This window comes from Bradyrhizobium sp. SZCCHNRI2009, assembly GCF_032485115.1.
GTDB lineage: Bacteria > Pseudomonadota > Alphaproteobacteria > Rhizobiales > Xanthobacteraceae > Bradyrhizobium.
This window is the reverse complement of sequence record NZ_JAUEUH010000004.1, coordinates 88,719-110,784: the sequence shown is the minus strand read 5'-3', so window position 1 is coordinate 110,784 and position 22,066 is coordinate 88,719. Positions and strand designations below refer to the sequence as shown.

General features: G+C 64.7%; 18 protein-coding genes. 10 read left to right on the top strand and 8 right to left on the bottom strand.

Translation table 11 applies throughout. The annotated features are described in order from the left end of the window. Positions 1–201 precede the first annotated feature (201 nt). The 5 genes from QX041_RS15645 (at position 202) to QX041_RS15625 (ending at position 6,358) form a co-directional block, all read left to right on the top strand. The gene (locus QX041_RS15645; protein WP_315769566.1) at positions 202–1,341 is read left to right on the top strand and encodes a sugar ABC transporter substrate-binding protein; all 1,140 of its coding nucleotides are present in this window, start codon (positions 202–204) and stop codon (positions 1,339–1,341) included. A 76-nt stretch (positions 1,342–1,417) separates the two neighbouring features. Further along, the gene (locus QX041_RS15640) at positions 1,418–2,959 is read left to right on the top strand and encodes a sugar ABC transporter ATP-binding protein (RefSeq protein WP_315713530.1); all 1,542 of its coding nucleotides are present in this window, start codon (positions 1,418–1,420) and stop codon (positions 2,957–2,959) included. Further along, positions 2,956–3,936, top strand: a complete 981-nt coding sequence (locus tag QX041_RS15635) for an ABC transporter permease (protein ID WP_315752346.1) — start codon at positions 2,956–2,958, stop codon at positions 3,934–3,936. The genes QX041_RS15640 and QX041_RS15635 overlap by 4 nt, the downstream gene beginning before the upstream one ends. Next, positions 3,933–4,913, top strand: a complete 981-nt coding sequence (locus QX041_RS15630) for an ABC transporter permease (RefSeq protein WP_315713532.1) — start codon at positions 3,933–3,935, stop codon at positions 4,911–4,913. Before QX041_RS15635 ends, QX041_RS15630 begins: the two co-directional genes overlap by 4 nt. A gap of 461 nt (positions 4,914–5,374) precedes the next feature. Beyond that, positions 5,375–6,358 carry a phosphatase PAP2 family protein gene (locus tag QX041_RS15625; RefSeq protein WP_316165895.1) on the top strand — a complete coding sequence of 328 codons (984 nt, stop codon included), beginning with the start codon at positions 5,375–5,377 and terminating at the stop codon, positions 6,356–6,358. A gap of 79 nt (positions 6,359–6,437) precedes the next feature. Here the strand turns inward: QX041_RS15625 and QX041_RS15620 are convergent, their stop codons facing one another. From QX041_RS15620 to QX041_RS15590, 7 genes are all read right to left on the bottom strand, one after another. Beyond that, the gene (locus QX041_RS15620) at positions 6,438–7,133 is read right to left on the bottom strand and encodes an ABC transporter ATP-binding protein (protein ID WP_315713534.1); all 696 of its coding nucleotides are present in this window, start codon (positions 7,131–7,133) and stop codon (positions 6,438–6,440) included. Continuing rightward, positions 7,133–7,882 (bottom strand): ABC transporter ATP-binding protein, encoded by a 750-nt coding sequence (locus QX041_RS15615; protein ID WP_316165893.1) that lies wholly within the window; start codon positions 7,880–7,882, stop codon positions 7,133–7,135. Before QX041_RS15615 ends, QX041_RS15620 begins: the two co-directional genes overlap by 1 nt. Continuing rightward, complete coding sequence (locus QX041_RS15610; RefSeq protein ID WP_316165892.1) at positions 7,879–9,171, bottom strand: branched-chain amino acid ABC transporter permease; 1,293 nt, start codon at positions 9,169–9,171, stop codon at positions 7,879–7,881. Before QX041_RS15610 ends, QX041_RS15615 begins: the two co-directional genes overlap by 4 nt. Then, positions 9,168–10,115 carry a branched-chain amino acid ABC transporter permease gene (locus QX041_RS15605; protein WP_316165890.1) on the bottom strand — a complete coding sequence of 316 codons (948 nt, stop codon included), beginning with the start codon at positions 10,113–10,115 and terminating at the stop codon, positions 9,168–9,170. Before QX041_RS15605 ends, QX041_RS15610 begins: the two co-directional genes overlap by 4 nt. A gap of 117 nt (positions 10,116–10,232) precedes the next feature. After that, on the bottom strand, positions 10,233–11,465 hold the full coding sequence (locus QX041_RS15600) for a branched-chain amino acid ABC transporter substrate-binding protein (RefSeq protein WP_316165889.1): 1,233 nt from the start codon (positions 11,463–11,465) through the stop codon (positions 10,233–10,235). 246 nt (positions 11,466–11,711) lie between these two features. Continuing rightward, positions 11,712–12,983 carry a serine hydrolase domain-containing protein gene (locus QX041_RS15595; protein ID WP_316165887.1) on the bottom strand — a complete coding sequence of 424 codons (1,272 nt, stop codon included), beginning with the start codon at positions 12,981–12,983 and terminating at the stop codon, positions 11,712–11,714. A gap of 119 nt (positions 12,984–13,102) precedes the next feature. Next, on the bottom strand, positions 13,103–14,323 hold the full coding sequence (locus QX041_RS15590) for an ABC transporter substrate-binding protein (protein WP_316165886.1): 1,221 nt from the start codon (positions 14,321–14,323) through the stop codon (positions 13,103–13,105). A 282-nt stretch (positions 14,324–14,605) separates the two neighbouring features. On the opposite strand from QX041_RS15590, the gene QX041_RS15585 reads away from it, so the two are divergent. Next, positions 14,606–15,298: a TetR/AcrR family transcriptional regulator gene (locus tag QX041_RS15585; RefSeq protein WP_315713541.1), complete on the top strand. Its 693-nt coding sequence runs from the start codon at positions 14,606–14,608 to the stop codon at positions 15,296–15,298. A gap of 52 nt (positions 15,299–15,350) precedes the next feature. After that, positions 15,351–17,396, top strand: a complete 2,046-nt coding sequence (locus QX041_RS15580; RefSeq protein WP_316165884.1) for an acetoacetate--CoA ligase — start codon at positions 15,351–15,353, stop codon at positions 17,394–17,396. A 21-nt stretch (positions 17,397–17,417) separates the two neighbouring features. Here the strand turns inward: QX041_RS15580 and QX041_RS15575 are convergent, their stop codons facing one another. Next, positions 17,418–18,323, bottom strand: a complete 906-nt coding sequence (locus QX041_RS15575) for a ribonuclease Z (RefSeq protein ID WP_316165883.1) — start codon at positions 18,321–18,323, stop codon at positions 17,418–17,420. Between the two features lie 236 nt (positions 18,324–18,559). On the opposite strand from QX041_RS15575, the gene dinB reads away from it, so the two are divergent. The 3 genes from dinB (at position 18,560) to chrA (ending at position 22,041) form a co-directional block, all read left to right on the top strand. Then, positions 18,560–19,666 carry a DNA polymerase IV gene (gene dinB / locus QX041_RS15570; RefSeq protein ID WP_316165881.1) on the top strand — a complete coding sequence of 369 codons (1,107 nt, stop codon included), beginning with the start codon at positions 18,560–18,562 and terminating at the stop codon, positions 19,664–19,666. A 165-nt stretch (positions 19,667–19,831) separates the two neighbouring features. Then, the gene (locus QX041_RS15565) at positions 19,832–20,653 is read left to right on the top strand and encodes a sulfurtransferase/chromate resistance protein (RefSeq protein WP_316165879.1); all 822 of its coding nucleotides are present in this window, start codon (positions 19,832–19,834) and stop codon (positions 20,651–20,653) included. After that, entirely contained in the window at positions 20,650–22,041 is a 1,392-nt protein-coding gene (gene chrA / locus QX041_RS15560) for a chromate efflux transporter (RefSeq protein WP_316165877.1), read from the top strand. The genes QX041_RS15565 and chrA overlap by 4 nt, the downstream gene beginning before the upstream one ends. Positions 22,042–22,066: the final 25 nt, after the last annotated feature.

Sequence of the window (22,066 nt, the reverse complement as noted above, 5' to 3'; positions counted from 1 at the left end):
GCGGATTTGTCCGAACCATATTCATGACATGCGGCCGGCCGCTTGGCAAAAGCCGCGCGACGGTAATTGACAGCGCTGTCATTGATCAGTAACGCTTGGCGGGTCGAGACGACGAGCAATGCTCGCACAACCTCCGGAAACAAAGAGGCGTCTCGCACATGCGTCATTGATTTGGCGCCACAACAACAGGGGAGGTCACGAATGTCGTCCAAGTCGATGAGGGCGCGATGCCTTGCCACTTGTGCATCGCTGGTGTTGGTCACGGCGTTTGCCGGCAAGGCGCTGGCGGAGCCGGAGATGGTCAAGGGACCGGCGACCGAGCCTGAATGCATGGTGCCGTGGACCACGGACACCAAGTTCTTCAAGTTTCCGGCCAAGAAGGGCCCGTACCGCATCGCACTGGCGAACGGCTACATCGCCAATACCTGGCGCATCCAGATGATCCAGACCGCGAAGGCCTATGCGGCGCAGCCGGAGATCAAGGCCAAGCTGAAGGAATTCAAAGTCGTCTCGACCGGCGAGGACGTGCCGGCCCAGATATCGGCAATCAACAACTTCATCGATTCCGGCTATGACGCCATCGTCGTCAACGCGCAGAACCCGACCGCGTTCGGGCCGGTGATCAAGCGCGCCAAGCAGGCCGGCGTGATCCTCGTCGCCTTCGACAACATCCTCGCGACGGAAGATGCGATCAACGTCAATGTCGACCAGAAGGGTCTCGGCGAACTCTGGGCGAAGTGGCTGGTCAAGAACGTGCCGGGCGGCGGCAAGGTGCTCGAGGTGCGCGGCGTCGCCGGCACCTCGGTCGACACCGATCGGCACAACGGCTTCCACTCCGTTCTCGATGCCTCCGGCAAGAAGTGGCAGGTCACCGAGGTCGTCGGCAAATGGGACGACGGCGTCGCCCAGAAGGCCACGGCGGATGCGATCGCGACCAATGGCCCGTTCGATGCGATTTCCGGCCAGGGCGGCGACACCGGCATCGTGCAGGCCATGCTCGACGCCAAGCACAAGATGGTGCCGTTCGGCGGCGAGACCGAAAACGGCTTCCGCAAGTTCTGCGCCGCCAAGGCGTCCGAAGGCCTGAAATGCTCTTCCGCCGGTACCGGACCTGCGCAGGTCGCGGTCGCGATCAAGGTCGCGCTCGCCGCGTTGGAAGGCAAGGTGGTGCCGCAATCGGTCAAGCTGCCGCTCGCCGTCGTCGAAGATCCGAACTTCAAGAAGGATCAGGACTACTTCCCGGCCCAGTCCGACAACTTCTTCGTCGGCAACTCCTTCCCGACCTGCGGCATCAACTTCACGGCGCAGGAGATCATGGGTCAGTCGAAGGAAAATCAATAGGCCGGTGTGATCGCTGGTCCGCGAGTTCTCTCGCGGCCAGCCCGTCCCTATTGACCAAACGACTGAGGGAGCAAGCATGATCGCGGCCGAGCCGCTGTTTCGCGCCGAAGGACTGTCCAAGCGCTACGGCGGCGTGATCGCTCTCGACGGTGCGGACCTGGAGGTCCATCCCGGCCGCATCCACGCCATTCTCGGCGAGAACGGCGCCGGCAAGTCGACGCTGATCAAGCTGATGGTCGGCGTGGTCGCGCCGGACGAAGGCCGGATGACGCTTGAAGGACGCGCGGTCGCCTTCAGCGGTCCCTCCGCCGCGAACGATGCCGGCGTCGTCTGCATCTTCCAGGAGCTGTCGCTGATCCCCGACCTGTCGGTCGCCGACAACATCATGATCTCGCATCCGCCGACGCGGTTCGGCATGATCGACCGGCGCGCCCAGCGCCGACTTGCCGAGGAGGCGCTGCACCGCGCCGGCGCCAGCGACATTCATCCGCGCGCGCTGGTGAAGGACCTGCCGCTGTCGCGCCGCCAGATGGTCGAGATCGCGAAAGCGCTGTCGCGGCAGCCGAAGATCCTGATCCTCGACGAGGCAACCTCGGCGCTGACCGCATCCGACGTGACCAAGGTGTTCAAGGTGCTGAAGCGCCTGCGCAGCGAGGGGCTGGCGCTGCTCTACATCTCCCATCGCATGCACGAGATCGCGGAGCTCGCCGACGATTGCAGCGTGTTCCGCAACGGCCGCCGCATCTCGACCTTCCCGGCCGGCACCAAGACGGATGCCGAAGTGATCGAGCTGATGATCGGCCGCGAGTACAAGCATGCCTTCCCGGAAAAGCCGCCGCGCAAGACCGATGGGCGGCCGCCCGCGCTGCAATGCAGGAGCATCAGTTGGGGCGACCGGCTGAAGGACATCTCGTTCTCGCTGCAGGCCGGCGAGATCATCGGTCTCGGCGGGCTCGACGGCCAGGGCCAGCGCGAGCTGCTGCTGGCGCTGTTCGGCGTGCTGCGCGACTGTCGCGGCGACATTCTGATCGACGGCAACAAGGTGACGATCGACAGCCCCGTCACCGCCAAGTCGGAGCGCATCGGCCTCGCGCTCATTCCGGAGGACCGCAAGACCGAAGGACTGATGCTGCCGATGTCGGTGCGCGACAATCTCTCGGCCGCCGCCTTCGACCGGTTCGCGACATTCGGCATCATCGACCGGCAGCGGCAATCGATGCTGATCGAGGAGATGATCCGCCTGATCGAGATCAAGACCGCCTCCCCCGACCTCGCCGTCAGCGCGCTCTCCGGCGGCAACCAGCAGAAGGTCGTGATCGCGAAATGGCTGATGAACAAGCCGCGCATCATCCTGCTCAATGATCCGACGCGCGGCATCGATGTCGGCACCAAGCAGGAGATCTACCGGCTGCTGCGCCGGCTTGCCGACGAGGGCGCCGCGATCCTGCTCTATTCGACCGACTATGACGAGCTGATCGGCTGCTGCGACCGCGTGCTGGTGATGTACGATGGCGCGATCAGGCGCGAGCTCGCGGGCGCCGAGATCACCGAGCGCGCGCTGGTCAGCAGTGCGCTCAATGTCGACGAAGGCGAGCGAGCGGAAGCGAGTCTGGCATGACCGAGTGGCGGTACTGGCTCTCCGAACAGCGCGGCACCCTGCTCGCGATCGGGATCTTCGTCGCGATGTTCCTGCTCTATGCGACCAATCATCCGGCCGGCTTCAGCGCCAACATGGTGCAGACCGCGGCCAACAAGGCGACGCTGCTGGCCTTTGTCGCGATGGCGCAGGCGATCGTGGTGATCACCGCCGGCATCGATCTGTCCGTCGGCATGATCCTGACCCTGACCAACTGCCTCGCATCCTGGATCGTGGTCGGAACCGCCACCGAGACCGCGCTCGGCGTGGCCGGCGTGCTCGGCACCGGCATCGTCTGCGGCATGATCAACGGCGCGATCGTGATCTTCGGGCGCCTGCAGCCGATCGTGACGACGATCGCCACCGGGGCGATGTACTACGGCATCGCGCTGTTCCTGCGGCCCAATCCCGGCGGATCCGTCAACGAGACGCTGGCGGATGCCTTGACGGGAAGATTGTTCGGCGTGCTGCCCACGAGCCTCGTGGCACTGGCTGCGGCGGCGCTGCTGATCTGGGTTCCCTATAGCCGCTCGGTCGTCGGCCGCGCCGCGTTCGCGACCGGCTCCTCCGAGGTCGCAGCCTACATGTCCGGCGCGCCGATCCGCGCGGCCAAGTTTGTCGCCTACACCTTGGCTGGCCTATTGTCGGCGATCGGCGGCCTGTTCCTGACGTTCTTCTCCTACACGGGCGAAGCCGCCTATGCGAGTGGCAATGCCTACACGCTGTTCTCGATCGCGGCCGTGGTGCTCGGCGGCGTATCGCTGATGGGCGGACGCGGCAGCGCGATCGGGGCGATCTTCGGCGCGCTCGCCTTCCGCACCATCGGCGATCTGCTGTTCGTGTTCGATTTCGATCCGCTGTGGCAGCCGCTGTTCCAGGGTCTCGTGCTGATGCTCGCGGTCTCGATCGGCGCGTTCGGTCTGGTGCGGGTGCGCAATCGGCTGGAGTGGTTCGGATGAGCGACGCAACGGCACCACGACCGACCCATCGCGGGATCGCCATGCTGCGTCGGATCGATCCGGCGGTGGCGGCCTCGTTCGGCTGCATCCTGCTGCTGCTGCTGGTGGGCAGCCTCTATTCGCGCAGCTTCCTGTCGCCGGATTATCTGCTGCAGCAGTTGAAGGTCGCGAGCTTCCTGGGCGTGATCGCCACCGGCATGATGCTGGTGATCCTGCTCGGCCAGATCGATCTCTCGGTGCCCTGGGTTGTCACGACGGGCGCGATGATGGCCTGCGCGGCGGCCGCCCATGGCACGACCGGCGCCATTATCGCGATTCCCTGCGGCATTCTCTGCGGAGCCGCCATCGGTCTCCTGAACGGCATCGGCGTCGCCTATCTGCGCATTCCCTCGATGATCATCACCCTGGCGACCAACGCGGTCGCGCAAGGGCTGATGGTCGCCTACACCGGAGGCTTCGCGCCGCAGGATTCCGCCTCCAAGGCGATGCGCTATCTCGCCACCGGCAATATCGTGCCCGGCCTTCCCAACGCGGTGCTGGTGTGGGCGATCATCGGCGGCGCCGCGATCTGGCTGCTGTCGCGGACCACGTTTGGCCGCGCCATCTATGCCATCGGCAATCGCGAGCGCGCGGCCTATCTCTCAGGGATCGATACACGCCGCATCACCATGCTGGCGTTCGCGCTGTCCGGCGCCCTCTCCGCCTGCGGCGGCGTTCTGCTCGCGGGCTACGCCTCGAAGGCGGCGCAGTCGATGGGCGACGCTTATCTGCTGCCCTCGATCGCGGCCGTCGTGCTCGGCGGCACGCACATCCTCGGCGGCCGCGGCAGCTATCTCGGCACCGTCGCCGGCGTCGTGCTGATCACCCTGCTGCAATCCATTCTGTCGGTGATGCAGATCAGCGAGGCCGGTCGCCAACTGATCTACGGCGCGGTGATCATCCTGATGCTCCTGATCTACGGCCGCCAGAAGCTGTGATGCATGCGACGTCGCGACGGACTTTGCTGACGGCGACCACCTCTCGCGCAAGCCCGCGAGCGATCGGCCGCTGACCCCACAGCACCACCACAAGTAGCTCGCCCGCAACGACTGGCGAAGCCCTTCAAACCAAAGCTGCCTCGGATTCGCTCTCGGTCTCTTCTCACCGATTCACCCGCTTTCTATGGGCGCGAAGGCGGCCTCATCGCCGAATGTGCTTTCCTGTCCGGCACAACCGAAACAGGGTTCCAGGCTACGCTTGATTAAGCATCGTTGCACGGTATCTGCGTATTTTACCCGCCGAGGTTGATTTATTGGCCCGACCGGCCGTAACAAGACACCGACGGGAAACAAATCGAAATCCATTTGAAATGTGAGAGCGGACGACAATGTCGGACACCGCAGCCGGTGGTCTATTGCCTGATCTCAGCCGCCGCTGGCTCCCCTGGACAAAGAGCGTCTTGCAACGGGCGCATGACAGCGAGGATGCCGCGACGGCCTGGGCCGTGTTCCGGTTCAACTGGGCTGTCATGACAGCTCTTTGGGTGCTGTTCGGACTGTGCCTGATCTTCACGGATTTTCGCATCGAACCCGTCGGCTACATCATCGTGCTATCGACATCGGCCATCTATGGTGTCATCGGCTACGCCAACGCACGGTCGGCGCGGCGTGCCAAACCCTGGATGTTCTCATTCCTGACGGGAATGGCCCAGACCACACTGGCATCCACCGTGCTGGCATCACTGTCCTACATTGCGACGGCCGCCAACCTGCCGCTTCAGGACGCCAACCTGCTCGCCCTCGATCGCGCCCTTGGCTTCGACTTTCGCGACTACTTGTCGTTCGTCAATGACCGCCCCTGGGCCGTCCTGAGCCTCGCGTTCGGCTATCGATCCATTTCCTGGACGATCTGCATCATCGTCGTGGCCCTTCCCTTGCTGGGCCACTATCGCCGGTTCGCGGAGTTCAACCTCGCGATCAGCCTGACGCTGGCGCTGACCTGCATCATCACCTTGTTTGTCCCTGCACTCGGCGTGTATCACGCGTTGGAGCTGCCGCCGTCCGCCTACGCAAACCTCATCCCGCAGGCCTATTTCGACACGGCGCGCGAGGTGCCCCTGGTTCGCGATGGGACGCTGCGCCTGTTGGATACCAGCCATCTCGCGGGGATCGTGACCTTTCCGAGCTTTCACGCGGCAGCCGCGGTCCTCGACGGCTGGGCATTGTGGTCATTGCGCTGGTTGCGACCGTTCAATGTCCTGATCCACGGCGCGATGCTGCTCTCGACCCCAATCGGCGGCGGACATTTCCTCGTCGACATGATCGCCGGCATCGCGATCGCGACGACGTCGATCTGCATCGCGCGCCTCGTTGCCCTGAGGCTACGCGAACGCCACGCCGCGTTTCCGCGCCGCATGCTGCGACATCCATTGCCTCAGACCTGAAGGATTCGGACAAGGCGGGTGTCTGTGGCACATCCGCCGGAGCTGCATCGGCGAAAACGTGCCGACGGCTCCTGCGTCCTCATACTTCGAGCCACTCCTGCCGGACCGCGGTGTTGGCCTTGAGCTGATCCGGTGTCCCTTCGAATACGACGCGGCCGTGGCCCATCACATAGACGCGTTTCGAAATGCGCATCGCGATCGAGAGCTTCTGCTCGACGAGCAGGATCGCGACGCCCGCCGCTGCGATCCGGGCAATCAGATCGCCGACCTGCTGCACGATCAGCGGCGCCAGACCTTCGGTGGGCTCGTCGATCATGATCAGGTCGGGGTCGCCCATCAGCGTGCGGCAGGTGGTCAGCATCTGCTTCTCGCCGCCCGACAGCACACCCGCAGGCGTATCGGCGCGCGCGGCGAGATTGGGAAACATGTCGAGCATGTCCTGAAGGCGCCACTTCCCCGGCCGCCGCGTGTCCTTGATGCCGAGCACGAGGTTTTGCCGAACGGTGAGGCTCGGGAAGATGTCACGGTGTTCGGGCACATAGCCGAGCCCAAGGCGCGCGATCTTGTAGCTCGGCAAGCCGGCAATGTCCCGGCCCTTGAAGCGGATCGTCCCCTGCGGACTGACCTCGCCCATGATCGCCTTCACGGTGGTCGAGCGGCCGACACCGTTGCGGCCGAGCAGGCTGACGACTTCGCCGGCAGCGACGTCGAGGTCGACGCCCTGCAGAATATGGCTCTTGCCGTAGTAGGCGTGGAGGTTCCTGACCTCGAGCATCAGTGGGCCTCCTCGCCGAGATAGGCTTCCTTCACCTTCGGGTCGCGACGGATTTCCTCTGGCGTGCCCGACGCGATGATGTGGCCATAGACCAGCACCGAGATGCGATCGGCGAGACCGAATACCACGCTCATGTCGTGCTCGACGATCACCAGCGTCCGCCCCTCGGTGAGCCGCCGGATCAACGAGACCGCGCGCTCGGTCTCCGCGTGGCTCATCCCGGCGGTCGGCTCGTCGAGCATGACGACCGTCGCGCCGCTCGCGATGGTGACGCCGATCTCCAGCTCGCGCTGCTCGGCATAGGTCAACAACCCCGCGGGAATGTCACGCCGATGCGTGAGATGGATGTCATCGAGGATCTGGGCGGTTCGCTCGCGCACCTCCGGCAGGCTGTCGACGTTCTTCCAGAACGCGTAGCGATGTCCGGTCGCCCACAGCACGGCGCATCGGACGTTCTCCCACACGGTCATGCGAGCGAACACGTTGGTGACCTGGAACGAGCGCGACAGGCCGCGCCGATTGATCTCGAACGGCCGCAGGCCGGAGATGAGCGTGCCGTTCAGCCTCACCTCGCCGGAGGTCGGCCTGATGTGTCCGCTGATCAGGTTGAACGTCGTGGACTTGCCGGCGCCGTTCGGGCCGATGATGGCGTGGCGCTCGCCCTTGGTGACGCTGAGATTGAGGTCGCGGATGACGCCGACATTGCCGAAGCGCTTTTCGACGGCGCGAACTTCGATCGCTGCGGTCATGCCAGATACCCCCGATCACGCGCCACGGTGGCGGCCCTGTCCCAGGCTCCGGCGATCCGCTGCCACGTCGACCGCGCGACAAAGAAGCCGGCGACCACCAGAATCGCGGCGACGCCCCATGTCGCCGGCGATTGCGGATTGAAGGCCACGCCGAACAGGTTGATGGCGTCACCACCCGAATAGCGCGCGACCGTCTCGATGGTCAGGATGACGCCGTAGGCGAGCGCCGCGGTCGGCACGACCGCAACGAGATAGGACGGGATCACCATTCCGAGCGTTCCGGCACGGACCAGCGGCCGGTGCATCATCAGCAGACCGGCAATGCCACCGGGTGAGAACATGACGATGCCGATGAAGATGATGCCAAAGTAGAGCTGCCATACGCTGGTGAGGCTCGTCAGCCCGAGCTGGAGATAGGTCACCAGGATCGCGCCGAGGATCGGACCGAAGAAGTAGGCCGTCCCGCCGATGAAGGTCGCGAACAGCACCAGGCCCGACTGGATTGCACCGAGATAGGCGGAATTCGCGATCTCGAAGCTGATCGCCGCGAGGCCGCCCGCGACGCCGGCGAAGAATCCGGCAAAACAATAGGCGAGATAGCGGACGACGTGCGGGTCGTAGCCGATGAACTGGACCCGTTCGGGATTGTCGCGCACCGCATTGCTGATCCGCCCCAGGGGCGTCCGGGTCAGCGCATACATCGCGATTGCCGACAGCACCAGCCAGAACGCGATCAGGTAATAGACCTGCAGCTGCGGCCCGAAGGTCCAGCCAAACATGCGCGGCAGAGCGGTGCGGTCCGTGGTGATGCCGGCTTCGCCGCCAAACACCGAGCGCAGGATCAGCGACGACGACGCCACGAGCTCGCCGATGCCGAGCGAGATCATCGCAAACACCGTGCCGGCGCGCTTGGTCATGACCCAGCCGAGGATGATCGCGAAGGCGAGGCCGCCCAGCCCGCCGAACAGCGGAATGAAGGGCAGCGGAATCGGCCAGCCATGCGCCACCACCGCATTCATCATGTGACAGGCCGCGAAGCCGCCCAGGCCGTAGTGAACCGCGTGGCCGAACGACAGCAATCCGGTCTGACCGAGGAGGATGTTGTAGGAGAGCGCGAAGACGATCGCGATCCCGATGAGGCTGAACGAGGTCAGCGATCCGCCCGAATTGAAGAGCAGCGGCAGCACGATCAGCGCCACCACGCCGATCACCCAGACGGCATAGAAGCGGAGACGGGATCCGGCGGGCTTTGCCGCGAGATGAGACGCGGAGGTCACTGCTGCGGTCATGATTCGCGAGTCCCCATCAGGCCCACGGGGCGCACGATCAGGACGAGCACCAGCAGCAGGTAGGGAACGATCGGTGCGACCTGCGCGATCGTCACGTTCCAGATGTCGGTGAGCACCGATGGCCCGGCGGATGGATCGAGCGGGCCGAAGGCGCTTGCCAGCGAGCCGTTCAGCGCGACGGCGAAGGTCTGCACCAGGCCGATCACCAGCGAAGCGATGAAGGCGCCCGGCAGCGAGCCCAGGCCGCCGAACACGATCACCACGAACAGGATCGGCCCGAGCGCCGCGGCCATGTCGGATTGCGTCACCAGAGCGGGACCGGCGATGACGCCGGCGAGACCGGCCAGCGCGCTGCCGACCCCGAACACCACCATGAACACGCGTCCGACATTGTGGCCGAGATGGCCCACCATGTGGGGATGGGTCAGCGCCGCTTGAACGATCAGGCCGACCCTGGTGCGCTTGAGCACGATCAGCAGCGCCACGAAGATCGTCACCGACACCGCCAGCATGAACAGCTTGTAGGCCGGATAGTTGGTCGAGAAGATCGTGAACGCGGGAAAGTCCAGCAGCGTCGGGACGCGATAGTCGAGCGGCGTCTTGCCCCAGATCATCGAGACGACTTCCTCGATCGCGAATGCAAGGCCGAAGGTCAGCAGCAGCTCGGCGACGTGGCCATGCTTGTGCGTGTTGCGGAGCCCGTAGCGCTCGACGGCCATGCCGATGGCCCCGACGAGGAGCGGCGCCAGCAGCAGGGCCGGCCAGAAGCCGACCCATTTCGTGAGCTGGAAGCCGAAGAAGGCGCCGAGCATGTAGAAGCTGGCGTGAGCAAAATTGAGCACCCCCATCATGCTGAAGATGACGGTCAGCCCGCTCGACAGCAGGAACAGCAGCATGCCGAACAGCACGCCGTTGAGGGTCGAAATGACGATGAGTTCAAGCACGGCGCACTCGCGAATGTCCCGGGCTTCAATGCCCTGCCGCTCATTCTCTGACGGACCGACGCACGGCCGGCGCCACCTCCCGCACGCTGACCTCGTGCGGGAAGCCGGCGCGGATCGTTACGGCCGCGCCATCTTGCACGTCGTCGACACCATGGCCTGGGGCGTATCGACCCTGGAGACCAGGTGCCATCCCCAGCCGGTGTTCTCCTCGTCGAACGTCTCGTTCGCCGCGAGCTTGCCGAAGGACGAGACGTAGATCGGCTGCAAGAACTGGTGATCATCCTTGCGCATGAAGCCGGTGCCGCCATCCAGCACCTCGAGCTTGAGGTCCTCGAGCGCGGCCGCGACCTTCACCGGATCGATGGAGTTGGCCTTCTCGGCCGCCGCCTTGAACATGCGCATCTCGTTGACCGCCCGCGGATACCACAGCGACATGTTGACCTTGGCGCGGAACGCCTTCTCGTAGTCCATCGCAGCCTGATGGCCCGAATTGGCGAAGCCTTCGGTCAGCTGGAAGACCTGATGATCCAGGCCGGTCTGCTTGATGGCGGTCGGGCCGCCGGCGCCGCCCGCATAATAGGTGTACCAGTTGACCTTCAGGCCGGCATCCGCGGCGGCCTTGAGCAGCAGCGCGATGTCCTGGCCCCAATTGCCGGTGATGACGCTGTCGGCGCCGGACGCCTTGATCTTGGCAATGTAGGGCGAGAAGTCCGTGATCTTCAGCAGCGGATGCAGCTCGTCGCCGACGATCTGGACATCGGGCCGCTTCGCCGCCAGCATCTTGCGCGCGTCGCTGCGGACCGACTGGCCGAACGAATAGTCCTGATTGATCAGATACACCTTCTTGATGGAAGGGATGTCCTTCATGTAGTTGGTGAGCGCCTCCATCTTGATGTCCGAGCTGGCGTCCCAGCGGAAATGCCAGTAGCTGCATTTCTCGTTGGTCATGCTCGGATCGACGGCGGCATAGTTGAAGTACAGCACTTCCTTGCCGGGGTTGCGCGTGTTGTGCTTGTTGACGAAATCCTCCAGCGCGAGCCCGACGGATGATCCGTTGCCTTGCGTGATGTAGCGGACGCCGGCGTCGATCGCCTTCTGGGCCTGGATCAGGCTCTCTTGCGGATTGGTCTTATTGTCGAACGGCACGATCTCGACCTTGTGGCCGAGAATGCCGCCCTTGGCGTTGAGCTCGTCGGCCAGGTACTGGAACGTCTTCAGGCCACCCTCGCCGATGCTGGCGCCGCCGCCGGACAGCGGATCGATATAGCCGATCTTGACGGTGTCTTCGGCCTGCGCGGCATGACCGAGCATCGGGACGATCAGGGCAATGGCTAAAGTTAACTTGCGCATAGTCTTGTTTCCTCGCTGGCTGTCGACTTCAGTCGATCGATACGCATGATCGCGCGATTTGAAGAAGCACTGAGCAGAATAACGGCCGGATGACAAGCTCGGCATGACGTGAACGCCAGTTGCAGCTCCGGCAATGTGGAGGACAGGCCGCCCGCCGCCGATCGGACGTTTCATTCGGCGGAATGTTGGCGTCCACATCTTGGACGACCCCGCCGGGCACCCGGGGGGTGACAAGCGCTGCCCCGGTCATGTCGCTTGTTCCGCAAGCTGGGACAGCGCGGCGTAGGTTCCACGCTGAAAGACAGGAAGAGCACGGCGGCCGGCAGCACCGCGCCCAGTGGCAATCGTGGCCCCTGTTCCCGCCGAGACCGGCACGTGATGCTGAATCAGATAGATCATGATCAGGTCATTGACGGGATCGGCCTGCCACCAGGTGCCGAAGATGCCCGGCCAGGTGATCGTGCCCGGTGCGCCACAGGCATAGGGATTGCCGGCGGCATCCTCGACGATCGCAAGCCCGAGCCCAAATCCGCAGGTCTGCCACAGCGGCATGCCGGCGAAGGGAATCTGGCGCTGCGCGTCGATCAGCCGGTTGGTGCGCATCAGGTTGACGGTTTCGGGCTGCAACAGCCTGACGCCGTCCAGCTCGCCGCCTCCGAGCAGCATGCGCGCGAACCGATGATAGTCGGGCGCGGACGAAATCAGCCCGCCGCCGCCCGGCGTATAGGCCGGCGGCTCGTCATACATGACCGGCTCGACCTTCGCGAGCCGCCCCGCCGTCTCGTCATATCCGTACAGGCTCGCCAGACGATCTCGCTTGGCGTGCGGCAACCAGAAATCGCTGTCGACCATGCCGAGCGGCGCGAAGATGCGCTCCTGTAGCACCTGCCGAAGCGGCCTGCCTGCGACCCGGCCGATCAGGAAGCCGAGCACGTCGGTCGAATGACCGTAGTGGAAGCAGTCGCCGGGCTGATACGCCAGCGGCAGCGTGCCGAGCGCCGCGAGCCATTCGTCGGGCGTCGACCGGTTCATCGCGGGATCACCGAGCGTGCGCTCATAGGCGACCTTCAACGGGCCTTCCGAGAAGAACGCGTAGGCGATGCCCGAGCGGTGCGTGAGCAGATCCTCGATGGTGATCGCGCGCCGGGCGGGCACGGTCTCGTCGAGCGGACCGGCGGCGTCGCGCACGACCCGCAGATCGGCGAGCTCCGGAATCCAGCGGGAGATCGGGTCGGCCAAGGCGATCCTGCCTTCCTCGACCAACATCATCGCCGCCACCGAGGTGATCGGCTTGGTCATCGACGCGATCCGGAACAACGTATCCGGGCGCATCGGGCTCCTGGTTTCGACATCGCGCCAGCCGATCGTCTCGGCGTGAACGACCTCGCCGCCGCGCGAGGTGAGAGACACGATGCCTGCGAGCTCGCCGCGATCGACGAATTCGGCGAGTGCCGGGCCGATCGCCGCAAGCGCCGCAGGATCGAAGCCCCGACGGCGGCGGACGGCTTCACTGGTCATGAGCGGCGCTCCGACGGACAGAGTTCAGTTTTCGGCGCCGGCCGGCGCGGGTGACGGAGAGACAGCGGGGTATCCTGGCGCGCAAGCGGCGCTCGGTCAGGCCATGGCCGATGAGAGGATTAGTCCGCCTTGACGTCGTCGGTCAGAATCGGACCCGATATGATCCAGCGCTGACCGTCGAATTTCATCATCTGGAATTGCTTGCTGATACGGTAGTCATCGGGAGTTGTCGTCACCGACATCCCCGGCAGCCCGAGATCGGGAACGAAGCCCTTGATGCTGGTCGCCTGCTTCATGATGTTGGCGCGCGTCAGCTCGTCGCCGCATTGCCTGAGAATGTGGACGAGCAGGGCCGCCGTCGAGTAGCCATAGGTCGCAAAGCCGCTGTTGGCGTCCTCGCGGGGCGCGTATTTCGCCATGAACGCCTTGTAGCGCTTCATGCCCTCGTCATCGGCCCATTGCGGATCGAGCGGATCCTTGCCGTAGGCGACCGAGATGATGTCCTTGGCATTCTCGAGCCCCGCGGGCACGAGCACCTGACCCACCGCCGTCGCGTTGACCTCCAGGATGTGGACGGGCTTCCAGCCAAGCTCGGCGGCCTTCCTGATCGATTGCGCCGCGAATTTCGGCGTCGACATGTTGTAGAACAGATCGGCACCTGAGGCCTTGAGCGTCACCAGCTGGGAATCGATCGTCGGGTCGGACAGCTCGTAGGACAGCTCCTTCACGATCATGCCGGCCTTGGCGCCGAGCCCGTCCTTCAGCCCCTTGACGTAGTCTTTGCCGAGGTCGTCGTTCTGATACAGGATGCCGATCTTCGCGTTCGGATGGTTCTCCAGAATGTATCTGGCGTAGATGTGCGCTTCCGACTGGTAGTTCGGGTTGGCGGAGATCGTCCACGGAAAGTTCTTGGGATCGGTGAAGCGGGACGCTCCGCTTCCCGCCAGAAGCTGCGGAACGCCCTTGCCGTTCAGATATTTCTGGACCGCAGCGTTCGGCGGCGTGCCGATGATCTGGAACGTGGTCAGCACCTCGTCGCTTTCGACCAGCTTGCGCACCTGCTCGACGGTCTTCGGCGGGCTGTAGGCGTCGTCATACTGGATGAGGTTGATCTTGCGCCCGTTGACGCCGCCCTGCTCGTTGATCATGCGGATATAGGCCGCTTCCGCCTTGCCGATGGCTCCGAAAGCGGAAGCCGGCCCGCTGAGCGGGTTCGTCTGGCCGATCTTGATCTCGGTGTCGGTGGCGCCGACGTCGTATTTCTTCTGCGCGAACGCCGGGGCTGAAAGCGCCACGCCGAGCATCAGCACGGCAGCCGCCGTCGACTCGATCCGTGTCATGTGTCCTCCCGTGAGCGGCTGATCCATGGCCAGCCGATTGTCTTTGATGATGTCCGCGCACGACGAGACCGGCAGCGCGTTGCCCGCCGCCCGATCGTCGACCGCTTTTCATCAGGTCTCCGAGACCTACCGTCCGGCCGGCCGACGGTCAAGTTCATTCATTTAGCGCTAAATGAAAATGTTGGAAGCCCGAAGTCCTGCTTGACCGGGCGCGCCCACCCCCTCATCGTCAAACACCAACGGCGCCGTTCCTGTCTGCGCCGATCAGGGACCACGGAGAGCATGCCAGCACAGCCGAAATCCGAGGGACGCCGCACGCGCGCGGAACAGCGCGCGACGACGGTGAAGCTGATCCTCGACACCAGCGAGGAGCTGTTCGCGCAGCTCGGCTATTTCGGCGTGACGATCAAGGATGTGGCCGACAGGATGGGCATCCATCCCGCGCTGATCCATTACTACTTCGAGGGCAAGAGGGCGTTGTTCGATGCCGTGTTCGAACGCCGCATGGAATACGCTGTCACGGTGCGCACGGCCGGGCTGGATGCCTACGAGGCCAAGGTCGGAGATCGTCCGACCGTTGAAGGCGCGCTGCGTGCCTATTATGACGGCGCGTTCGACGTCTACGTCAACGAAGAGGACAACTGGCGACACTTCGGCCGCATCTTCGCGCAGGTCGCCAACGCGCCGGGCTATGGCGTGGAGATGATGGACACCTATCTCGATCCCATGGTGCTGCGTCTCATCGGGCTGCTGCAGAAGGCGTTGCCCGACGCCACGCCTGAGGACCTGTTCTGGAGCTTCCAGTTCACCTCCGGCGCCTACTCGCTGATCCTGTCACGGACCGGCCGGATCGACCGCCTGTCCGGCGGCCTGTGCAAGTCCGACGATTTCGCCGCGGTCCGCGAGCGGTTCGTGACCTTCATGGCCGGGGGCTTCAACGCGCTCTACAAGCGGCGGAAGCAGAAGTCGAAATGAGCGCCTCTTGGCGTCTCCCTGGCCGTACCATGCAAACAAGCCGGAACGAATGATGATAGCTCCCTACGTCCCGCAAATGGCTCTCTATCGGCAATGGCTGAGGGACAATCGCGGCCTCCACTTCGAGAACTTCGAGCAGATGCGGCAATGGTCCATCCGCGACCTCGACGGATTCTGGCGCAGCATCTGGGACTACTATGAACTGCAGTCGCCGACCGCGTTTTCGACCGTCCTGGGCAAGCGCACGATGCCGGGAGCGGTCTGGTTTCCGGGCGCTTCGGTCAACTACGCCCAGCAAGTCTTTCGTCACGTCGGAGCCGCCGATGCGGCGGGCCTGCCTGCGATCATCAGCAGTCACGAGGACAGCAGGCTCACGGAGACGACCTGGCCCGAGCTCCGGCGAAAGGCAGCCGCCCTGGCGCTGCATCTGCGCGAGCAAGGCATAGCGCCCGGCGACCGGGTCGCCGCCTATCTGCCCAATATACCCGAAGCCATCATCGCGTTTCTCGCTTCGGCGAGCATTGGCGCGATCTGGAGCGTTTGCGCCCCCGACATGGCCGCGCCCGCCGTGATCGACCGGTTCAAGCAGATCGAACCCAAGGTGCTGATCGCCTGCGATGCGGTCACCTATGCCGGCCGCCGGCACGATCGCCGCGGTGTCATCGAGGAGCTGCTCCGGTCGTTGCCGACACTCGGCCACGTCATCCTGCACAGTGACGATGCCGGCGCGCCGGTGAGCGGCGGGGTTCGTCTCTCGGACGTTCTGGCAAGAACGAGCCCTGGCGTCGATGCCTTCGAACCGGAGTGGCTTCCGTTCGATCATCCGCTCTGGATCGTCTACTCGAGCGGCACCACCGGGCTGCCGAAGCCGATCGTGCATGGTCACGGCGGCATCATCATCGTCACGCTGGCCCTGCTCGGGCTGCACAACGACATCGGCTGCTCCTATCAGCCCAATTCGTTCGGCGAGCGCTATCACTGGTACAGCTCGACCGGCTGGATCATGTGGAACAACCAGGTCGGCGCGCTCCTGAACGGGACCACGTGCTGCGTCTTCGACGGCAGCCCCGCCGGGCCGAAGGATCGTCCGGACTGGACCACGCTGTGGCGATTCGTGGCGAATTCGAAATCCACCTTCTTCGGTGCGGGCGCGGCGTTCTTCGCGAACTGCGTCAAGGCGGAGATCAACCTGACCGACGCGGGCGATCTATCCCGTCTGCGTTGCCTCGGGTCCACCGGCTCGCCGCTCAGCGCCGACACGCAGGCCTGGTTCGATCAGCGGTTCGCGGCGCTGTCGCAGGTCAATGGCAGCCGGGCGCAGGCGCAAATGTGGTGGGCCAACATCTCGGGCGGCACCGATTTCGCCGGCGCCTTCATCGGCGGCAACCGCGAATTGCCGCAGGTGCCCGGAACGATGCAGTGCCGCGTGCTCGGAGCAGCGGTCGAGGCCTTCAACGACCAGGGCAAGCCTGTCATCGGCGAGGTCGGAGAGCTCGTCTGCACCGCGCCGATGCCGTCGATGCCGCTGCGGTTCTGGAACGACGCGGGGAATGTGCGCTATCTCGCGAGCTATTTCGACGCCTTCGAGACGCGCGAGGGCGGGCCGGTCTGGCGGCACGGCGACTGGCTGAAGGTCGATCCGGACGGCTCCTGCGTGATCTATGGCCGCAGCGACGCGACCATCAATCGCCACGGGCTGCGCATGGGGACGAGTGAATTGTACTCGGCCATCGAAGCGCTGCCGGAGATCCTGGATTCGCTGGTCGTCGATCTCGAATATCTCGGCCGAGACAGCTACATGCCGCTGTTCGTGGTGCTGCGCGACGGCGTCGCGCTCGATGCGGCGATGAAGCGGAAGATCAACATGGCGGTGGAAGCCAGCCTGTCGCGACGCTTCGTGCCTGACGACATCTTCGCAGTTGCCGAGATCCCGCGCACGCTGTCCGGCAAGAAGCAGGAGCTCCCGATCAAGAAGCTCCTGCTCGGGCAGCCGCTCGACAAGGTCATCAACCGCGATGCGATGGCCAATCCTGGCTGCCTCGACTGGTACATCACGTTCGCCCAGAGTCGTTTGCAGAGCGGCTCAGGCGCGACGTAGCAGACGTGCCCGAGCGAGCCGCTAGACCACCAGCCGGTCGAAATCGATCGCGACACGGCTTTCAGGAAAGATCTCCCGCGCCTCGGCGAGGATCTCCTCGTCGGGATAGCGGCCGGAAATGTGGTTCAGGACGAGCTGCCTGACGTTGCTGGACGCCGCCAGCCCGGCGGCCTCCGCGGCCGTCAGGTGGCCGTAGTCGCGAGCCATGGCCGAATCGCGCCGGAGGAAGGTCGCCTCGATCACGAGCATGTCCGCGTCGCGGACGTGCTCGTGCAGACCCTCGGTCGTTTCCGCATCGCCGGCGATGACGAGCTTCTTCGCCCCCTGCGGAGGCCCCAGAACATCCTCGGGATCGATGGTTCGGCCGTCCTCCAGCGTGACCGGCCGGCCCTCCGCCAATGCCTTCCGCACGGGCCCATCAGGCACCGCGAGCGCTGCCAGACGATCTGGCTTCAGATGGCGGCGCGCTCGACTCACAAATGCGAAGCCGAAGCTGTCGGTGTCGCGGTGCCGGACGGGAAAGCAGTTGATCATAAACTCGCCGGCGTCGAGAACCTCCCCGCGCCTGAGCGGAACGAGCTCAAGCGAGATCGGCGCGCGGCCCTCGCCCCACAGCCCCGCGAGCATTCGGACCACCACATCGAGCGTCTCGGGGCCGCCGTGGACGCGCATGATGTCAGCGCTCCTGCGCAGCCGCAGGGTGGAAAACAGCCCGGGAATGCCGAGGACATGGTCGAAATGGCCGTGGGTGAGCAGGATCCGATCGAGCCGGCGAAAGCCTGCCCCACTGCGGAGCAGCTGACGCTGGGTCCCCTCGCCGCAATCGACGAGAATGCGATGCCGGCCTGCTCGAACGAGAAGGCCGGGATGATTGCGGTCCGCCGACGGAACGCTCGCCGAGGTCCCCAGGAAAGTGAGCTCGAACATCACAGCTGCTTCAGGCCCATGGTCGCAACGTCGTGAGCGGCTTTGACGACAGGTCCCCACTGCGCAGCTTCGTCTCGATCACGGTCGGCGATCCCTTTTCTCATGAGCGTGCTTCCGTCGTCGCCGATTGAAGGCTGAGGGAGAGACAGACGTCGCAACGTGATTGTAAGGGACGTTGTTGGCAGCCAGCACTTGGCTGTACAGACTTCATCGCCGCGCTCTGATAGAGCTTGGCCATGCCAAGCTCCGGCCCGGAACAGGATGGCGCCCCGACGGCCATTCGCAAGATCATCCACATCGACATGGATGCATTCTACGCGTCGGTCGAGCAGCGGGACAATCCCGAGCTGCGCGGCAAGCCCGTGGCCGTCGGGGGATCGCGCGAGCGCGGCGTGGTGGCAGCCGCAAGCTACGAGGCTCGGGCGTTCGGCGTGCGCTCGGCCATGCCGTCGGTGATGGCAAAGCGCCAGTGCCCGCACCTGATCTTCGTCAAGCCGCGCTTCGAGGTCTACAAGGCCATCAGCCAGCAGATCCGCGCCATCTTCGCCGAGCACACGCCGATCATCGAACCTCTGTCGCTGGACGAGGCCTATCTGGACGTCACCGAAAATCTGCAAGGCATCCCGCTGGCACGCGACATCGCCTTGCAGATCCGGGCCAAGATCAAGGCCGAGACCGGGCTCAATGCCTCCGCGGGAGTCTCCTACAACAAGTTCCTCGCCAAGCTGGCCTCGGACCATCGCAAGCCCAATGGGCAATACGTCATTTCGCCGGAGATGGGTCCGGCCTTTGTGGAGGGGCTGCCGGTCGGCAGGTTTCACGGCATCGGCCCGGCGACCGCAGCGAAATTCAACGCGCTCGGAATTCTTACCGGGCTCGACATCCGCAACCAGACCCTGCCCTTCCTCCAGCAGCACTTCGGCAAGGCCGGCCACCACTACTATTGGATCTCGCGCGGCATCGACAATCGCCCGGTCCGAGCCAATCGCATCCGCAAATCAGTCGGCGCCGAAAACACCTTCTCGACCGACCTGACCGACTTCGAGCCGATGCTGGCGGAGCTGCAGCCGCTGATCGACAAGGTCTGGCAGCATTGCGAAACCAGCGGCAACAGGGGCCGCACGGTCACGCTGAAAGTCAAGTTCGCGGACTTCGAAATCATCACACGCAGCAGGTCCGTCGCCAACCTGGTCGCGAGCCGGGAGGATCTGGCACGCTTGTCCGTCGCGCTCCTTCAGAGCGAGATGCCCCTAGCCAAGCCGGTGCGGCTCCTCGGCGTCTCGCTGTCATCCTTGCAGCAGCAAGACATCGCAGTGGAAGCCCAGCTGCCCCTGCTGATCTGAGGCGGGTCGACCCCAATGGCGACCGCGGCGGTCCCCCGATCGTTCCAGCACAGGGATGGGTTGACAGCCGAACAATCGAGCGCTTTATTCTGCCGCACGGGGATGTGCGATCTCCCCGCGAGGCGACATGCCCAAGAATCGCGTCCTGGTCACCAAGGGCGCAGCATGTCATCATCATACACCTCGATCTCACCCGAAAAATTGTCTCGACTGATCGGCACGGCGACCTCGCCACGGCTCGTCGACGTGCGTGTCGACGAGGATTTCGCCGCCGACCCACGCCTCATCCCCGGCGCCGTCAGGCGCTCCCATCTCGACGTCCAGCAATGGGCACCGAGCTTCACCGGCCAATCGGTTGTCGTGATCTGCCAGAAAGGCAAGAAGCTGAGCGAAGGTACCGCGGCCTGGCTCCGGTGCAGCAACGTCGCAGCCGAGGTCCTCGAGGGCGGCCAGGTCGGCTGGACGGAGTCCCAACTCCCGACCGTGCCCGCAGACAGGATTCCCGCGAGGGACGACCGCGGCCGCACCGTCTGGGTCACGCGATCACGTCCCAAGATCGACCGCATCGCCTGTCCATGGCTGATCCGTCGCTTCGTCGACCCTGCAGCGGTCTTCCTGTTCGTGACGCCGGCCGAAGTCGAAGCCGTCGCCGAGCGTTTCCAAGCCACTCCCTTCGACATCGAGAATGTCTTCTGGAGCCACCGCGGCGAGCTTTGCACCTTCGACGTCATGGTCGAGGAGCTCGGTCTGCGGACACCACCCTTGGAACGACTCGCCACGCTGGTGCGGGCCGCGGATACGGCGCGACTTGATCTCTCGCCCGAGGCTCCCGGCCTCCTTGCCGCTTCACTCGGGCTGTCGCGAATGTACGACGACGATCTGGAGCAGTTGAGCGCGGGGCTGCTGCTCTATGATGCCTTCTACCGCTGGTGCCGCGACGCCACGAAGGAGGCGCACAACTGGCCGTCCAGCAAGGTGAAGTCATGACGGACCTCGTAGCATCGCGGAAGCCGGTTGCGGCCGAGCACGCCCATGGCATCTCCTTCAACGACGCGCTTCTCGTGTGGATCCGGGTGGCCTGTCTGAGTTTCGGCGGCCCCGCCGGCCAGATCGCGGTCATGCATCGCATCCTCGTCGAGGAGAAGAACTGGATCTCGGAGAGCCGCTTCCTGCACGCCCTGAACTACTGCATGCTGCTGCCGGGACCCGAGGCGCAGCAGCTTGCGACCTATATCGGCTGGCTGCTGCACCGGACCACCGGCGGCATCGTTGCGGGCACACTTTTCATTCTGCCCGGCATTTTCGCCATCATGGGCCTCAGCTACATCTATGCGGCCTATGGCAATGTCGGCGTCGTCGAAGCCTTGTTCTTCGGCCTCAAGGCGGCCGTGCTGGCGATCGTGATCCAGGCCGTCGTCCGCGTCGGCAAGCGCGCGCTACGCAATCGGATCATGATCGGACTGGCGGCCGCAGCCTTCGTCGCGATCTTCTTCTTCCGCGCGCCGTTTCCGATCATCATCATTGCTGCCGGAGTCATCGGCTTCGTCGCTGCCCGCCTCGGCCGGCCGGAATTCGCAGCCCTCGAACACGGCGGCAAGAACGCCGGTGCGATCGACAGCATGCTCGGCGAAGCCGTGCCGGATCACGTCCGTCCGAACGCTTCGCGCGCGCTGCGCGTGGCGGCCGTCTGGCTCGCGATCTGGCTCGCCCCCGTCTTCGCACTGCTGATCCTGCTCGGGCCGAACGACGTCTTCGGTCAGATCGCTATCTTCTTCAGCAAGATGGCGATGGTGACGTTCGGCGGCGCCTACGCCGTGCTCGCCTACGTCGCGCAACAGGCCGCGGAGTACTATCACTGGGTTGCTCCGCGCGAGATGCTCGACGGCCTCGGCATGGCGGAGACGACTCCCGGTCCCCTGATCATGGTCGTCCAGTTCGTGGGCTTCATGGCCGCGTTCCGCGGGGCGAGCGGGCTGTCTCCCATGCTCGCAGGCACGCTGGGCGGACTGCTGGCGACGTGGGTGACGTTCGCGCCCTGCTTTCTCTGGATCTTCGTCGGCGCGCCCTACATCGAGGCGTTACGGGGAAACAAGGCGCTCGGCGGCGCGCTCTCGGCGATCACCGCCGCCGTCGTCGGCGTGATTCTCAATCTCTCGATCTGGTTCGCACTGCACACCCTCTTCCGCCAGACCTTTCCGGTCCAGGGTTTCGGACTGTCATTCGACGCGCCCCGGCCGATGAGCATCGACCTGCCGGCCGTTGTCCTGTCGGTTGCGGCCGCCACGGCCATTTTCCGCTTCAACGTGGGAATGCTCGTCGTGCTCGCCGCCTCGTGCATCGCGGGCATCCTGATGCGCTTTGCGGGCGTCATCTGAGAGCACGCTGCGACGGAACACGGGG

What these genes read in the sequence shown, in the direction of transcription:
- QX041_RS15645 (WP_315769566.1), top strand. Translation starts at nt 202, where the DNA reads ATGTCGTCCAAGTCGATGAGGGCGCGATGCCTTGCCACTTGTGCATCG.
- QX041_RS15640 (WP_315713530.1), top strand. Translation starts at nt 1,418, where the DNA reads ATGATCGCGGCCGAGCCGCTGTTTCGCGCCGAAGGACTGTCCAAGCGC.
- QX041_RS15635 (WP_315752346.1), top strand. Translation starts at nt 2,956, where the DNA reads ATGACCGAGTGGCGGTACTGGCTCTCCGAACAGCGCGGCACCCTGCTC.
- QX041_RS15630 (WP_315713532.1), top strand. Translation starts at nt 3,933, where the DNA reads ATGAGCGACGCAACGGCACCACGACCGACCCATCGCGGGATCGCCATG.
- QX041_RS15620 (WP_315713534.1), bottom strand. Translation starts at nt 7,133, where the DNA reads ATGCTCGAGGTCAGGAACCTCCACGCCTACTACGGCAAGAGCCATATT.
- QX041_RS15615 (WP_316165893.1), bottom strand. Translation starts at nt 7,882, where the DNA reads ATGACCGCAGCGATCGAAGTTCGCGCCGTCGAAAAGCGCTTCGGCAAT.
- QX041_RS15610 (WP_316165892.1), bottom strand. Translation starts at nt 9,171, where the DNA reads ATGACCGCAGCAGTGACCTCCGCGTCTCATCTCGCGGCAAAGCCCGCC.
- QX041_RS15600 (WP_316165889.1), bottom strand. Translation starts at nt 11,465, where the DNA reads ATGCGCAAGTTAACTTTAGCCATTGCCCTGATCGTCCCGATGCTCGGT.
- QX041_RS15595 (WP_316165887.1), bottom strand. Translation starts at nt 12,983, where the DNA reads ATGACCAGTGAAGCCGTCCGCCGCCGTCGGGGCTTCGATCCTGCGGCG.
- QX041_RS15590 (WP_316165886.1), bottom strand. Translation starts at nt 14,323, where the DNA reads ATGACACGGATCGAGTCGACGGCGGCTGCCGTGCTGATGCTCGGCGTG.
- QX041_RS15585 (WP_315713541.1), top strand. Translation starts at nt 14,606, where the DNA reads ATGCCAGCACAGCCGAAATCCGAGGGACGCCGCACGCGCGCGGAACAG.
- QX041_RS15580 (WP_316165884.1), top strand. Translation starts at nt 15,351, where the DNA reads ATGATAGCTCCCTACGTCCCGCAAATGGCTCTCTATCGGCAATGGCTG.
- QX041_RS15575 (WP_316165883.1), bottom strand. Translation starts at nt 18,323, where the DNA reads ATGTTCGAGCTCACTTTCCTGGGGACCTCGGCGAGCGTTCCGTCGGCG.
- dinB (WP_316165881.1), top strand. Translation starts at nt 18,560, where the DNA reads ATGCCAAGCTCCGGCCCGGAACAGGATGGCGCCCCGACGGCCATTCGC.
- QX041_RS15565 (WP_316165879.1), top strand. Translation starts at nt 19,832, where the DNA reads ATGTCATCATCATACACCTCGATCTCACCCGAAAAATTGTCTCGACTG.
- chrA (WP_316165877.1), top strand. Translation starts at nt 20,650, where the DNA reads ATGACGGACCTCGTAGCATCGCGGAAGCCGGTTGCGGCCGAGCACGCC.